This is a genomic window from Rhizobium sp. MHM7A, from assembly GCF_005862215.1.
GTDB lineage: Bacteria > Pseudomonadota > Alphaproteobacteria > Rhizobiales > Rhizobiaceae > Rhizobium > Rhizobium bangladeshense.
This window is the reverse complement of the sequence record NZ_VCHT01000014.1, coordinates 74,507-87,705: the sequence shown is the minus strand read 5'-3', so window position 1 is coordinate 87,705 and position 13,199 is coordinate 74,507. Positions and strand designations below refer to the sequence as shown.

The 13,199-nt window shown below is 61.4% G+C and carries 11 protein-coding genes and 1 pseudogene; 5 read left to right on the top strand and 7 right to left on the bottom strand.

Annotation, left to right across the window (positions count from 1 at the left end):
- Positions 1-73: 73 nt before the first annotated feature.
- The 5 genes from FFR93_RS31955 to FFR93_RS31935 all read right to left on the bottom strand — a co-directional run bounded on the left by FFR93_RS31955 (position 74) and on the right by FFR93_RS31935 (position 7,543).
- Complete coding sequence (locus FFR93_RS31955) at positions 74-1,246, bottom strand: ABC transporter permease (RefSeq protein WP_064707337.1); 1,173 nt, start codon at positions 1,244-1,246, stop codon at positions 74-76.
- Positions 1,246-2,244, bottom strand: coding sequence for an ABC transporter permease (locus FFR93_RS31950; RefSeq protein ID WP_064695601.1), 999 nt, complete (start codon positions 2,242-2,244; stop codon positions 1,246-1,248). Before FFR93_RS31950 ends, FFR93_RS31955 begins: the two co-directional genes overlap by 1 nt.
- Positions 2,245-2,247: 3 nt before the next feature.
- Entirely contained in the window at positions 2,248-4,155 is a 1,908-nt protein-coding gene (locus FFR93_RS31945) for an ABC transporter substrate-binding protein (protein WP_064707336.1), read from the bottom strand.
- Positions 4,155-6,044, bottom strand: coding sequence for an ABC transporter ATP-binding protein (locus tag FFR93_RS31940; protein ID WP_138396157.1), 1,890 nt, complete (start codon positions 6,042-6,044; stop codon positions 4,155-4,157). Before FFR93_RS31940 ends, FFR93_RS31945 begins: the two co-directional genes overlap by 1 nt.
- Positions 6,045-6,199: 155 nt before the next feature.
- Positions 6,200-7,543 (bottom strand): adenylate/guanylate cyclase domain-containing protein, encoded by a 1,344-nt coding sequence (locus tag FFR93_RS31935; protein WP_138396155.1) that lies wholly within the window; start codon positions 7,541-7,543, stop codon positions 6,200-6,202.
- A gap of 692 nt (positions 7,544-8,235) precedes the next feature.
- Between FFR93_RS31935 and FFR93_RS31930 the strand changes: the two genes are divergently transcribed.
- The 3 genes and pseudogenes from FFR93_RS31930 to FFR93_RS31920 form a co-directional block, all read left to right on the top strand.
- Positions 8,236-9,573 (top strand): nucleotide sugar dehydrogenase, encoded by a 1,338-nt coding sequence (locus FFR93_RS31930; RefSeq protein ID WP_138396154.1) that lies wholly within the window; start codon positions 8,236-8,238, stop codon positions 9,571-9,573.
- 112 nt (positions 9,574-9,685) lie between these two features.
- Positions 9,686-9,937 carry a type II toxin-antitoxin system prevent-host-death family antitoxin gene (locus tag FFR93_RS31925; protein WP_138396152.1) on the top strand — a complete coding sequence of 84 codons (252 nt, stop codon included), beginning with the start codon at positions 9,686-9,688 and terminating at the stop codon, positions 9,935-9,937.
- A 1-nt stretch (position 9,938) separates the two neighbouring features.
- Positions 9,939-10,208, top strand: a pseudogene (locus FFR93_RS31920) (Txe/YoeB family addiction module toxin); the annotation flags it as partial.
- 35 nt (positions 10,209-10,243) lie between these two features.
- Here FFR93_RS31920 and FFR93_RS31915 read toward each other — a convergent pair.
- Complete coding sequence (locus FFR93_RS31915; RefSeq protein ID WP_138396151.1) at positions 10,244-11,416, bottom strand: DUF3095 domain-containing protein; 1,173 nt, start codon at positions 11,414-11,416, stop codon at positions 10,244-10,246.
- A gap of 124 nt (positions 11,417-11,540) precedes the next feature.
- Here FFR93_RS31915 and FFR93_RS31910 point away from each other — a divergent pair, with 124 nt between their 5' ends.
- Positions 11,541-12,020, top strand: coding sequence for a class I SAM-dependent methyltransferase (locus tag FFR93_RS31910; protein ID WP_138396149.1), 480 nt, complete (start codon positions 11,541-11,543; stop codon positions 12,018-12,020).
- A gap of 96 nt (positions 12,021-12,116) precedes the next feature.
- Positions 12,117-12,662, top strand: coding sequence for a GFA family protein (locus FFR93_RS31905; RefSeq protein WP_138396148.1), 546 nt, complete (start codon positions 12,117-12,119; stop codon positions 12,660-12,662).
- On the opposite strand, the gene FFR93_RS31900 is transcribed toward FFR93_RS31905, so the two are convergent.
- Positions 12,637-13,092 carry an Rrf2 family transcriptional regulator gene (locus FFR93_RS31900; protein ID WP_064707328.1) on the bottom strand — a complete coding sequence of 152 codons (456 nt, stop codon included), beginning with the start codon at positions 13,090-13,092 and terminating at the stop codon, positions 12,637-12,639. The genes FFR93_RS31905 and FFR93_RS31900 overlap by 26 nt on opposite strands.
- Positions 13,093-13,199 lie beyond the last annotated feature (107 nt).

Genomic DNA, 13,199 nt, shown 5'->3' with positions numbered 1-13,199 from the left:
CATGAATTAGTACCCCCACCGTCCGGAGGCCAAGAGGCGGGGGCGGTGCCGGAAGGCGCCGCCGAGCTTCCTGCTATTTGTAGGGATCTGCCGCATCGCGCAAGCCGTCTCCCAGAAAGTTGAACGCCAAAATGACAAGAACAACAGGAATGATCGGAAAGAGCAGCCAAGGATAGAAGGCGATGACGCTGACGCTTTTTGCCTCCGTCAGCAGAATGCCCCAGCTGGTGATCGGCGGACGAAGACCGAGGCCGAGGAAGGAAAGCGCAGTCTCGCCGAGGATCATGCCGGGGATCGAAATCGTCGCGGAAGCGATCAGGTGCGACATGAAGCCGGGCACGAGATGGCGGCCGATGATGCGGGGCGTGCTGGCGCCCATCAGCTGCGCGGCCTGCACGTAATCTTCCTCGCGCAGCGCCAGGAGCTTGGAGCGCACCGCCCGCGCCAGTCCGGTCCAGTCGATGATGCCGAGGATGACCGTTATGCCGAAATAGATGACGATCGGGCTCCAGGTTACCGGCATGATGGCGGCCAGCGCCATCCATAGCGGCAGGCTCGGCAGCGATTGCAGCACTTCGATCAGGCGCTGGACGATGAGATCGAAAATGCCGCCCCAGTAGCCGGCAAGGCCGCCGATGACGACGCCGAGCACGAAGCTGATCGCGATGCCGATCAGGCCGATCGTCAGCGATATCCGCGCGCCGTAGAGGATGCGCGACAGCACGTCGCGGCCGAGCCGGTCGGTGCCGAGCAGGAACATCTGGCCGCCGATCGCCGGACAGACGAGATGATAGTTCGAGGCGACGAGACCCCAGAAATTATAGGAATCACCGCGGCAAAAGAAGCGGATCGGCTGCACGTCGTTCGGCCTGTCGGTATAGACGCGGTGCAGCGTGTCGAGATCGAGCGTCATGCTGCGGCCGTAGACGAAGGGACCGACGAACTCGCCTTTGTCGAAGAAATGGACGCGCTGCGGCGGCGCATGGATGAAATCGACGTTGCGGGTGTGCAGGCCATACGGCGCCAGGAACTCGACGATCATGATCATCAGGTAGATTGCCGCGAGAAAGATGCCGGAGATCAAGGCGAGCCTATGCTGCTTGAATTTCCACCACATCAGCTGCTTCTGTGAGGCGAGATGGATGCGCGATCGCGCCGCCGTCATGGTTTCGGTCGCATGCGGATCGAACGGAGCGGTGGAGACGTAGTGCGGCAGCGGCGCGCCGGGTGCGGGAAGGGGCGACATTATTTGGTGCTCCTGCCTTGCAGACGGATGCGGGGATCGAGGAAGCCGAGGGCGATGTCGGAGATCAGCACGCCGATAACGTTGAGGAAGGCGAGGAACATCAGGAAGGAGCCGGCGAGATACATGTCCTGGCTCTGCAGCGCCTTGATCAGCATCGGCCCGGTCGTCTCCAGCGATAGAACGATCGCGACGATCTCGGCCCCCGAGATGATCGATGGCAGGATCGAGCCGATATCGGCGATGAAGAAATTGAGCGCCATGCGCAGTGGATATTTGACCAGCGCCCGCATCGGATGCAGTCCCTTGGCGCGAGCCGTCGTCACATATTGCTTCTGCATCTCATCGAGAAGATTGGCCCGCAGCCGCCGGATCATGCCGGCCGTACCGGCCGTGCCGACGATGATGACGGGGATCCAGAGATGGGCGAGGATCGACTTCGCCTTTTCCCAGCTCATCGGCTGGTTGAGATATTGCTGGTCCATCAGATGGCCGATCGACAGCCCGAACCAGACATTGGCGAAATACATCAGGATCAGCGCCAGCATGAAGTTCGGAATGGCGATGCCGAGCAGGCCGAGGAAGGTCAGCCCGTAATCGCTCCAGCTATACTGGTGCGTCGCCGAATAGATGCCGATCGGAAAGGCGATCAGCCAGGTGAGCAGGATCGTCGTGAAGGAGACGAGGATCGTCAGCCATAGCCGTTCGCCGACCACGTCCGAGACCGGCAGCTGGTATTCGAAGGAATAGCCGAAATCGCCGTGCAGCATGCCGCCGACCCAGTAGAAGTAGCGCACGATCTCCGGCTTGTCGAAGCCGTATTGCTCCCGCATTTCCTCGATTTCCTGGAGGTTGGCAGTCTCGCCGGAAGCGCGCAGCTCCGCGATCTGGCTCTCGAAGAAGTCTCCCGGCGGCAGCTCGATGATGGTGAAAACAAGCGCCGAAATGACGAAGAGCGTCGGCACCATGGCGGCCATGCGCCAGAGAATGTATCTGAGCACGCCTCAGGCCTCCTTGTACCAGAAAACATCCGGCATATAGATGCCGAGATAGGAGGTGGGATCGAAGCCGTAGAGTGCTCTTTCCGGCAGGTTCTGCAGCTTGGCGGAGCGCAGGATCGGCTGCAGCGTGCTGTTGATCAGGCCGATCGAGAAGACCTGCTGCGTATAGAGCGACAGCATTCTGTGCCAGATCGCCTGACGTTCCTCGAATTTCGCCGTCGAGCCCCATTGTTTGAGAAGATCGACCAACTCGGCCGCCTCCGGCAGATCGGGCGCCACGCCTTCCTGGCCGGCGGAGAGATAATGCATGCCCCAGAGCGGCCATTGCAGTTGATCGTCGAGCGTCGGCGCAAGGCCGGACGGCGACATGTCGGCCGTCGGCACGCCGTTGTCGAGGCCGTACCAGATCGACATCATGATCGTGCCGCTCATGGCCCGGTTACGGAAGACGTCTCGCTGCGAGGTGCGGGTATAGAGCGCAAGGCCGATATCGGCCCAGTGATCGTGCACCAGTTCCAGCACGTCGGTGTCGAGATTGCTTTCGCCGGCGGTCTCGACGGTGATCTCGGCGCGCCGCCCGTCCGGCAGCAGCCGGATGCCGTCGTCGCCGCGCTTGCTCAGGCCGAGCTCGTCGAGCAGGCGGTTGGCCTCATCGGGATCGAACTTGACGAAGGCGTCGGCATATTCCTGCTTGAAGAGCGGACTGTCGGGCAGGACCGTATCGGCGCTCGGCGTGCCCAAGCCATAAAAGGCGACCATGTTGATCTCGTGGCGGTTGATCGCCAGCGACAGCGCCCGGCGCAGGCGCACGTCGCGGAAAAGGCCGCGCCACACCTCGTCGGCGCAGTTGAGATTCGGCAGGAGCGTGATGCGAGAGCCGCGCGCGACCTTCCAGAGATTGACCTTGACGGGAAAGCGCTTCTCAGCCTCCTTCAGGAAGGTATAGTCGTTGAAATCGATGCCGGTCGCCTGCAGGTCGGCCTCGCCGGCACCGGCCTTGGCGGCAATGATCGACGAAGAAGAGACGTTGAGGACGAAACGATCGAGATAGGGAAGCTGCCTGCCGGTCTCGTCGACGCGATGGAAGAAGGGGTTGCGCTCGAAGACGAACTGCTCGGCCGGCAGCGCCGTCGTATTGTGCCAGGGATCCAGCGTCGGCAGGTTGGGATTCTCAGGCCGGTAGGAGCGCGCCATCTTGATGTGAAGATCCTGCCACTTCTTGACGCGGCTCTCCTTCATCATCTGTTCCATCTTCGCCTCGTCCGGCTGGAACTTCTTATGGAACTGCTTGAGGTAGTGCGCCGGTCCGAAGATGACGAGCGGCTGAGGACCTGCCAAGCTCGGCAGAAACATCGGATTGGGCTTCTCCCAGGTATAACGCACCGTCAGCGGATCGAGCATCTCGAAGCGCGGCAGATTGCCGTGCGGACGAAGCTCGAGCGCACCGCCGCCCGGCGTCAGCTTGTCGTTCAGGATGACGTCTTCCCACCAATAGCGGAAATCGTCGGCGGTGAACGGCTGACCGTCGGACCATTTATGGCCTTCGCGCAGCATGAAGGTGAAGACCTTGTCGTCTTCGGCGTAGAAGTCGGCCAGGATATCGGGCTGGAATTGCAGGTGCTTGTTGTAGCCGATCAGGCGGGAATAGCCGTAGATCGTCATGAAGCGGATGTCGCGCTGGCTGCCGATGATGGTGCGCACCGTGCCGCCATAGGCGCCGGGTTCGAGCCCCATCTCCTTCAGATTGACGATGCGCGGGCGGGCGGGAATGCGCTCGGCCATCGGCGGCAGGCTGCCTGATGTCAGCTTCTCCTTGAGGAATTCCGGTTCGCCCGCCTGTTCGGCGCGAAGGACGGCGGGGGCGATGGCGGCGCCGACAAGGCCGCCCAGAAAGGTGCGACGCGTCACCATCAGCGCAACTCCCGGATATCGACGCCCTTGCGGGCGCGCACCAGATGGCCGTCGCCGAGGTCGGCATAGGCAAGCTCGGAAGCATCGTCATGCTCGGCGGTGAAGGTAACGCCCCAGTTCTGCTTGTCGGCGGCGCCGTTTTCCCGGAGCGCCTTGAAATCGAGCGGCCGGTCGAGATCGGGGAAGGGGACGGCGGCAAGCAGTGATTTCGTATAGGGATGCACTGGATCGCGCAGGATGATCTCGCGCGGCGCGATCTCGACGATGCGGCCCTTGCACATGACCGCGATGCGGTCGGCCATGTAATCGACGACCGCAAGATTGTGCGAGATAAAGAGATAGGTAAGCCCCAACTCCTTCTGCAGATCCTTCAGGAGGTTGAGGATCTGCGCTTGCACCGAGACGTCGAGCGCCGACACCGGCTCATCGAGGATGACGAGTTTCGGGCCGAGTGCCAGTGCCCGAGCAATGCCGATGCGCTGGCGCTGGCCGCCCGAGAAGCTGTGCGGGTAACGGCTGAGATATCGCTTGTCGAGGCCGATCGCGCCCATCAGCCCTTCGACCTTGCGCTTGCGCTCGTCACTGTCGCCGCGGTCGTGGATCTCCAGCGGTTCGCTGAGAATGTTGCGCACCGTCATGCGCGGCGAAAGCGAAGAGACCGGATCCTGGAACACCATCTGGATCTTGGTGCGCATATCCTGCAGTGCATCGCCGCGCACGGAAAGCACGTCGATCACGTCCTTGCCGTCGTTGAACACGACAGCGCCGCTATCAGGGGTTACCGCACGCATCAGGATCTTGCTGAGGGTCGTCTTGCCGCAGCCGGACTCCCCGACCAGACCGAGACATTCGCCGCGGCGGATATCGAAGCTGACATCGTCGACGGCGCGCAGGACGGCGGCTTCCTGCTTGCCGAGGAAACCGCGCTTGCGCGTCTTAAAGGTCTTCGACAGATTGCTGACCGAAAGCAGTACGCCCGGCGTTTCCGCCTGCAGCGGCTTCTTCTTGCCGACCAGCGTCTCGAGATTGACCGGCACGTCACGCAGCGCCTTCAGCCGCTCGCCTGGTTTCATGTCGAAATGCGGGACGGCCGCCATCAGGGCCTTGAGATAGGGATGCTGCGGATTTCGGAAGATCGCCTCGACCGGCCCGGCTTCCATGATCTCCCCGTGATAGATGACGACCACCTCGTCGGCCATATTGGCGACGATGCCGAGATCATGGGTGATGAGCAGCATCGCCATGCCGAGCTTGGTCTGCAGGTCGCGCAGCAGTTCGAGGATCTGCGCCTGGATCGTCACGTCGAGCGCCGTCGTCGGCTCGTCGGCGATCAAGAGCGCCGGCTTGCAGATCAGCGCCATGGCGATCATGGCGCGCTGGCGCATGCCGCCTGACAGTTCGAACGGATACATGTCGTAGGTGCGGCGCGGATTGGAAAAGCCGACGAGACCGAGCATTTCCTCGGTCTTCTCACGCGCCGCCTGCTTGTCGGTCTCGGTGTGGATCAGCAGTGCTTCGCTGATCTGGTTGCCGACTGTGTGCAGCGGCGAGAGCGAGGTCATCGGCTCCTGAAAGATCGTCGCCATGCGCCGGCCGCGCAGATCGCGCATCTCCTCGCTATCGCGCGAGAGCGACAGGATATCGGTCGTGCTGCCGTCGAGGGGGTCGGTGAAGAGGATGCTGCCGGAGGCCCTGGCCGGATTGGGCAGAATGCCCATGACGGCCTGGCTGATCACCGATTTGCCGGAACCGGATTCCCCGACGAGAGCGGTGACCTTGCCCGGAAGAATGCGGAGATTGGCTTCCTTTACGACACGCAGGCGGTCGCCGAAAACGGAGAAGGAGACGTCGAGATTCTCAATACGCAACAGATCGGCAGCGGACGCCATACCAATGAAATTCCCCAGTCTTCTATGTTCCCGTTATGGTAACACTATCGTACCGCAAACGGGGTGTCTAGCTGATGACAATCAAGGGGAAAGGCCGTGTTTCACCATCTCTGTCCGGAAGAAACACGCAGCTTTAGCGGCCGCAACCTTGCGTTTTACTGGATGAACTTCTCCATACTTGTGCGCTTGACCTGTTTCTTGGCGTCGCGGTGCAGGAGAATGACCTGCTCGGCTTCGGAAAGTCCGTTCTGCACGGCCTCGCGGAAGTGTTCGTCGACGTGAATCTCCGAGGCCGGGGCGCGCGGCTGCAGCACCGTCACCTTCTGGCGTATGCCGCGCAGCTTCTCCTCGCCGAGCGTCGTCCATTCGCCGCCGCAATAGCCGGCGAAGGCCTGGCTGGCGACGACTTCGCGGCCGTATTTCTTGGTCAGGATCTGCAAACGCTGCACCTCGTTGACCGCCGAGCCGAAGGCGGAGAAGGTCAGCCGGTCCTTGAGGCCGACATTGCCGAACATGACATTGCCGACATGCAGGCCGATGCCGTAACCGATCCTGGATAGACCCTTCTCCTCGCGATCGCGGTTGAGTTCGGCCACCCGTGCTTGCGCCTGGTGCACGGCCGAAAGGGCTGCCTCGCAAGCGATTTTGGACGGGTCTTTGTGACGTCCGCAGGGATAGACGGCCAGGAAGCCGTCGCCGAGGAAGCTCAGGATCTCGCCGCCATTGCGGTTGAAAGGGGCGGCAATCGCATCGAAGAATTGGTTCAGCGTGTCAATATAGGCCTGCCTGCCTTCCTTTTCGGCATACATGGTGGATTCGCGCATGTCGCCCATGACGAGGGCCGCACGGATCGTCTCGCCGTCGCCGCGGCGAATCTGGCCGTTCAGCACCCGTTTGCCGGCGTCGCCGCCGAGATAGGTGGTCAGCATGTTGTTGGCGAGCTTACCGAGTACCGCCATCTTGGCGGCGACCGCCAGATGGTTCTGCATCCGGAGCAGCGCGTCGATCATGTCGTCGGTGAAACCGTTATGGTGGTCGGTCGACCAGGAGCCCATCATTCCCTGCACCGAGTCGTCGCCGAATGGCTGCACGAAGGCGAGGTAATCGGTCATCCTGTCCTTGCGCAGGTCTTCGAAGATCGGGAATTCGGCCGGCCCTTCCTGCATCAGCCGGCGGCGTATGTGCTGCAGGTTATTGTCGAGCAGATAATAATAGGGGCTCTGCAGGAAGCGGTCCGGCTTTTGGCCGGCGGGCATGCGAAAGCCCTCGATGGTGACGCCGCTGGCGCGGCGCCAGGTGAAGCTCAACGCATCGTAGAGTGGATGCAGCATCGAAAAGGTCAGGTGTACGCGCGCGATCGGCAGGCCGGCGGCGGCAAGCCTTTCGCAGAAGCCGCGCACGATGTTTTCGAGGTCGTCGCCTGCCAGCGAGGAATGCGTCAGCCATTCGGCGACCCGGTCCAACAGGATGGAGGACACGCTGGATTCGATCGTGCTCATTCGCGGTATGATCCTCATAAGGCACGCCATCCCCAAGAGCCAAAAATCCTCAGGCCAGCACATTCTCATGCGCAGGTCACAAGGAAATCAGGATGTACGAGCGGTAAAATAGTGTCAACGATCTGCCGAAAGCCCGGCAGCGGCGCCCCCTCATTTTCCCCGGTACGGGGATCGGACGGGAAGTCCTTTCTCGATGGTTCAATATCAAACTCAGATAGGTATGCCGCAAATGCGAAACAATGGGACCCGGAGTTTTTTGTGCGCCCAAGTTGCAGCAAAGGGTGGTTCCGGGGCATTTCGGCCACATCTCCGGAGGGGATTCTGAGGTGGGATATCGGCACGACCAGCTCTCCTACGCTCTAAGGGCACGGGGTAGGGAAACGTGGCTCGAGCTGAGCAGACGTCGTGGGAGGCCGATGGAGAGGCGCGCGGCAACGCCTGGGACCAGGAAGTGTGATTCATTGTCCGTTGCGCCGACGTCGAGTTTGGCAGAAACAGGCCCCCATGCTCCGTCATCCCAGGCCTTGAGCCTGGATCCATGCCTGCTGCTGGCGTGGAGGCCGGCGTGGGTCATCGGGTCAAGCCGAGAACGACGGAGCGCGGGGTAGCGCCGCGGAGAATGGGAGCCGGGTTTAATTCCACGCGATCATGCACTAGATCAGCTACCCCTGTTTCGTTTGAGAGATCTCGCCTTGGCCACCTCCACCTTCGATACGCTTCTGCAGAAGATCGAAACCCGCGCGGCGCGTGCCGGCATCATCGGGCTCGGCTATGTCGGCCTGCCGCTGGCGATCGCCGTGGCGCGCAGCGGCTTTGCGGTCACCGGCTTCGACATCGATCCCGGCAAGATCGTGGCGCTTGAGGGCCGCCGCTCCTATATCGACGCCGTCAGAAACGAGGCGCTTGCCGCCGAGATCGAGGCGGGCAGGTTCCAGGCGACGACAGATTTTGCCGGCCTTGCCGAATGCGACGTCATCATCATCTGCGTGCCGACGCCGCTGACCAAACACCGCGATCCCGACCTTTCCTTCGTAGAGGCGACGTCGCGCTCGATCGCCCAGCACCTGCGCCCCGGCCAACTCGTCGCGCTGGAATCGACCACCTATCCCGGCACAACAGACGACGTGGTGAAGGTCATTCTTGAAGGCACCGGGCTGAAATCCGGCTCGGACTTTTTCGTCGGCTTCTCGCCCGAGCGCGAGGATCCCGGCAACCAGCACTACCACACGGCCACCATCCCGAAGGTCGTCGCCGGCGACGGGCCCGAGGCGTTGGCCCTGATGAAGGCCTTCTACGGTGCTGCGGTGTCGACCGTCGTTCCGGTCTCCTCGAATGCGACGGCCGAGGCGGTGAAGCTGACCGAAAACATCTTCCGTTCGGTCAACATCGCTCTCGTCAACGAGCTGAAGACCGTCTATGCGGCCATGGGTATCGATGTCTGGGAAGTGATTGACGCGGCCAAGACGAAGCCCTTCGGCTACATGCCCTTCTATCCTGGCCCGGGCCTTGGCGGCCATTGCATCCCGATCGATCCCTTTTACCTCACCTGGAAATCACGCGAATACGAGCTGCCGACCCGCTTCATCGAGCTTGCAGGCGAGATCAATTCGGCAATGCCGCGTTATGTCGTCGGCAAGCTTGCCGAAGCGCTCGACATGCGCGCCGGCAAGGCGCTGAGCCGCAGCCGTGTGCTTGTGCTGGGGCTCGCCTACAAGAAGAACGTCGCCGATATAAGAGAGAGCCCGTCCCTGCGGCTGATCGAGATCATCGAGGAACGCGGCGGCCGCGCCGATTACCACGACCCCTTCGTCACCGAAATTCCGCCGACTCGCGAATACCAGGCGCTGAAGGGGCGCAAGTCGGTGGCGCTGACGCCGGAGGCGGTGGCCGGCTATGATGCCGTTCTGGTCGCAACGGATCATGACAGGGTCGATTATGCGGCGCTTGCTAAAACTGCTTCGCTGATCGTCGACACCCGCAACGTCTTTGACCGGCTTGGCCTTGCGACGGGCCACGTCATCAAGGCGTGACGGGAACCCAACCTGGCATTTGACTTTCGAGAAATCTGTACATATATCTGTACGCTCGATAGCGAAAACCGCTGCGCCTTCCTGCGCGGCGCTTCTCAGAAAGGGGTGCTCGATGGCACATGTTCGTTTGACGGAGTTCCGACAGAACATCGCAACCTATTTTGATCAGGTCCTGTCTTCCCGCGCTCCTCTGCTCGTGACTCGTCAAGGTTCGGAAGCAATGGTGTTGATTGCCGAAAGCGAGTACGAAAGCATGCAAGAGACTTTGCACCTGCTCTCGACCCCCGCCAATTCTGCCCGGCTACGCGAAAGTATTGGGCAGCTTCGTAGCGGGGAGGGGATAGAGAAAGATCCAACTCTTTGACATGAAGTTGCTCTGGACCCCAAATTCCTGGGAAGAATACGAATACTGGCAGAAAACCGACCAGAAGATGGTCGAGAAGATTAACGAGCTGCTCAGGGATACCAAAAGGTCGCCCTTTAAAGGTCTTGGCAAGCCAGAGCCGCTGAAGGGCGATCTTTCCGGATTTTGGTCACGGCGCATCCTTGGAGAGCATCGGCTCGTGTACTGTGTGACAGGCAGGGGTGCCAGTCAGCAGTTGGAAATTATCCAGTGCCGATTTCATTACGAAAAAAAATGTTCGACGATGCTCGCGGTCGCCTTTTGCGCCTACGATACGGTCGCTGTTGAAAGCGATTTACCCGTCATCCGGCTGGCGGCCACTGCATAACCGCCGGCGGCGCCATCGATGAAATGCATGTGGTCGCGCGAGACCGGCGTCGGCACGAAGCAGGTCATCAGCGCCGAGGATTGCCGATGCAGGCCGTAGCGGGCAACGCCCTTTGCCTGCGCTTCCTCCAGCAGCGTTTCGATCCGTTTCAGATGTTCGGCATCGACGTCGACCGTCATCTTCAGCCCGTCGTCGAATTTACGGAAATCGGAATTGCCGGCGACGTCGCGTTTGTAGCGGCGCGCATCAAAGCGGCCGAGGCGAATGCCGAGCCTGTGGCACGCCAGGATGATGGCGAGTTGCAGGAAGATGATGAGCTTCTGCCGCAGCCGCCTGCCGGCCGGGGCGGTGGCCTTGGCCTCGCGGTTTATGCCCTTCAGCGAGAAGGCGAATTTGGGGCCGTCGGCTGGCACCGGGTGGCTGCCCCGGTTCTGCTCGGAGGTAATGGCGACGATGCCGTTGACGAGGTCGCGGAAGTCTTCGCCCGGCCGGCCTTCGCCGGGCACGGCGATGATCGAGACGATCTCGCCGTTCTCGGCTGCAATCGGGCTCCACCGGCAGGAAAGGCCGGTAAGATCCGGCCGCGTTCCTGGGGCGGCGCGCCCGATTCCATATCGGCCGAGCTTCATCTGCCTTTCCGCCCAGCTCGTGCCGCCTCCCGAAAACATCGCATAGGTCACGTAGGGGCTCGCGGAATAGCGTGCCACGCGCACATCGAGGCCGGCGGCGCGGGTATCGGCGACCGGCACGATAGCTATACGCAGCATCAGGCCGAGATCCTCCTCGACCCAGACCTGCACGGCGGCGAGCGCATCCCGCGCCGTCTTCTCCAGCGAACCCGGCAGCGCGATCAGCGCACCGTCGCCGCCGAAGACGAAGGGATAGTCGCCCTGGCCGACGGCATTCAGGACAGCCGATATGACGCTGGCGCCCGCCATGTTGACGTCCTTGTACCGCCCTCCGGCGATCGCCTGCGTCGAGCCGACGATATCGGCAAGCGCCAGCACCCATCCCTCCGGCAGCGGCCGGTAGTTGCCGGCATCGGTCACGCCCTCGAAGGCGCTGAAGAGCGGCACGCTTGCAAAGAATTCTTCGTCGGTCACAATTGTCATGTCATCGACCTTAGCACAGACCCATGTCGCTGCTGCAACGCCAAATCCCATATACGGCAATCGACTTGGCAAGGTTTCATGTGTTAGCACGCGCTCACGATTTTCATCACGGATACGGATTTCGATGAGCCGCCTCGATAGCTTCATTCGCCGGTTGACGGCCCAACGCGACATTCTGAACGCAATCACCGATCTGGTGGGGGAAATGGAAGGGCCGGTGCTGGAGTTCGGCCTCGGGAACGGCCGCACCTATGATCACCTGCGTGAGAAATTCCCCGGCCGCCGCATCATCGCTTTCGATTGGGAGGTTCGCTCCTACTCGGCCTCGACCCCGGCGCCGGACGATATGGTCACCGGCAATATCCGCGACTCCGGCCAAGCCTTCCTCGGCATCGGCGCTGCTCTCGCCCATGCCGACATCGGCACCGGTCACGACGAGATCGACGCGGTGACGCTCACCTGGCTGCCGCAGTTGATGGCCGGCGTGCTCGCACCAAACGGTATCGCGGTCAGCGGTCTGCCGCTGGAGCATCCGGAGCTTGCGGCGCTGCCGCTGCCGGAGGGGATCAAGGAAGGGCGGTATTTTCTGTATCGGAGGGTGTGAGGCGTCCGAAGCGGGCTGGCAATAGCGTTCGCGACGAGGTCAAATTCACCTGAAAGGGCGCCGGACTCTTTTTTGGCAGGTTGGAGGAGGAGAAAAATGAAACGTCTCGAAATTGAAGTGAGCGGCGGCTGCCAGTGCGGTGCGGTGCGCTACCACGCAACCGCCATGTTCGACAATTCGCATCTCTGCCATTGCCGCATGTGCCAGAAGGCCTCGGGCAACATCTTTGCCGCGCTCGTCGCCGCCCCCGACGATGCGCTCACCTGGGAACGCGGCAAGCCGAGCGTCTGGAAGAGCTCGGAGCTTGTCGAGCGCGGCTTCTGCGCCAATTGCGGCACGCCATTGTTCTTCCATCACCTTGAAAACGGCCGCACCAACCTGATGATCGGTTCGCTCGACAATCCGCACTCTTTTCCGCCGCTTGCCAATACCTGCACCGAGAACATGGTGACATGGTTCGATACGATCACGAGCATCGAAAATACCGGAGCGACCGAAAACAACGGCGCCGACTGGGCCGCGGCGATCAAGGAGAGCAACAACCAGCACCCCGATCGCGATACTGCCTCATGGAAGGTGAGGGGCGTGACGGCTGAGTCCTACCGGCAGCATCCGCTCACGAGGCACAAGAATAGGTCGTAGCTGAGCGCGCCGTCAGTTTTGCCTCGAACTCAGCGGCGATTTCCTCCAGCGTCACGCTGCCCAGCCGTCTCAGCAACAGGGCCTCAGCCTCCTTCATCGCGTCTGCCAACGCGTTATTCACCGCCTGTTCGACCAGACATTCGGGCTGATCATCGGCGGGGCCGATGGCGAAGACGTGGGGGTCGCCGAGGGCGTTGTAGACGTCTAGCAGGGTGATCTCGGACAAAGGCCGCACCAGCGTCCAACCGCCGCCGTGGCCTTTTTCTGAACGCACATAACCCTGTTGGCGAAGCCCGGCCATGGTGCGGCGGACGACGACGGGATTGGTGTTCAGCATCTTTGCAATCATTTCGGAGGTCGCCGAATGCTCATGCCGATCCATGTGGATCAGCACGTGCAGCATGCGGGAAAGGCGGCTGTCGTTGCGCATGGTTTCATCCTGTCGATCGGCGCGTCATTTTCACAAAAAATTTGTAACAAGACAAGTGACATGAGTATTGACGGTCGCATTTCATGTAACTTATGTTGATTCATAAG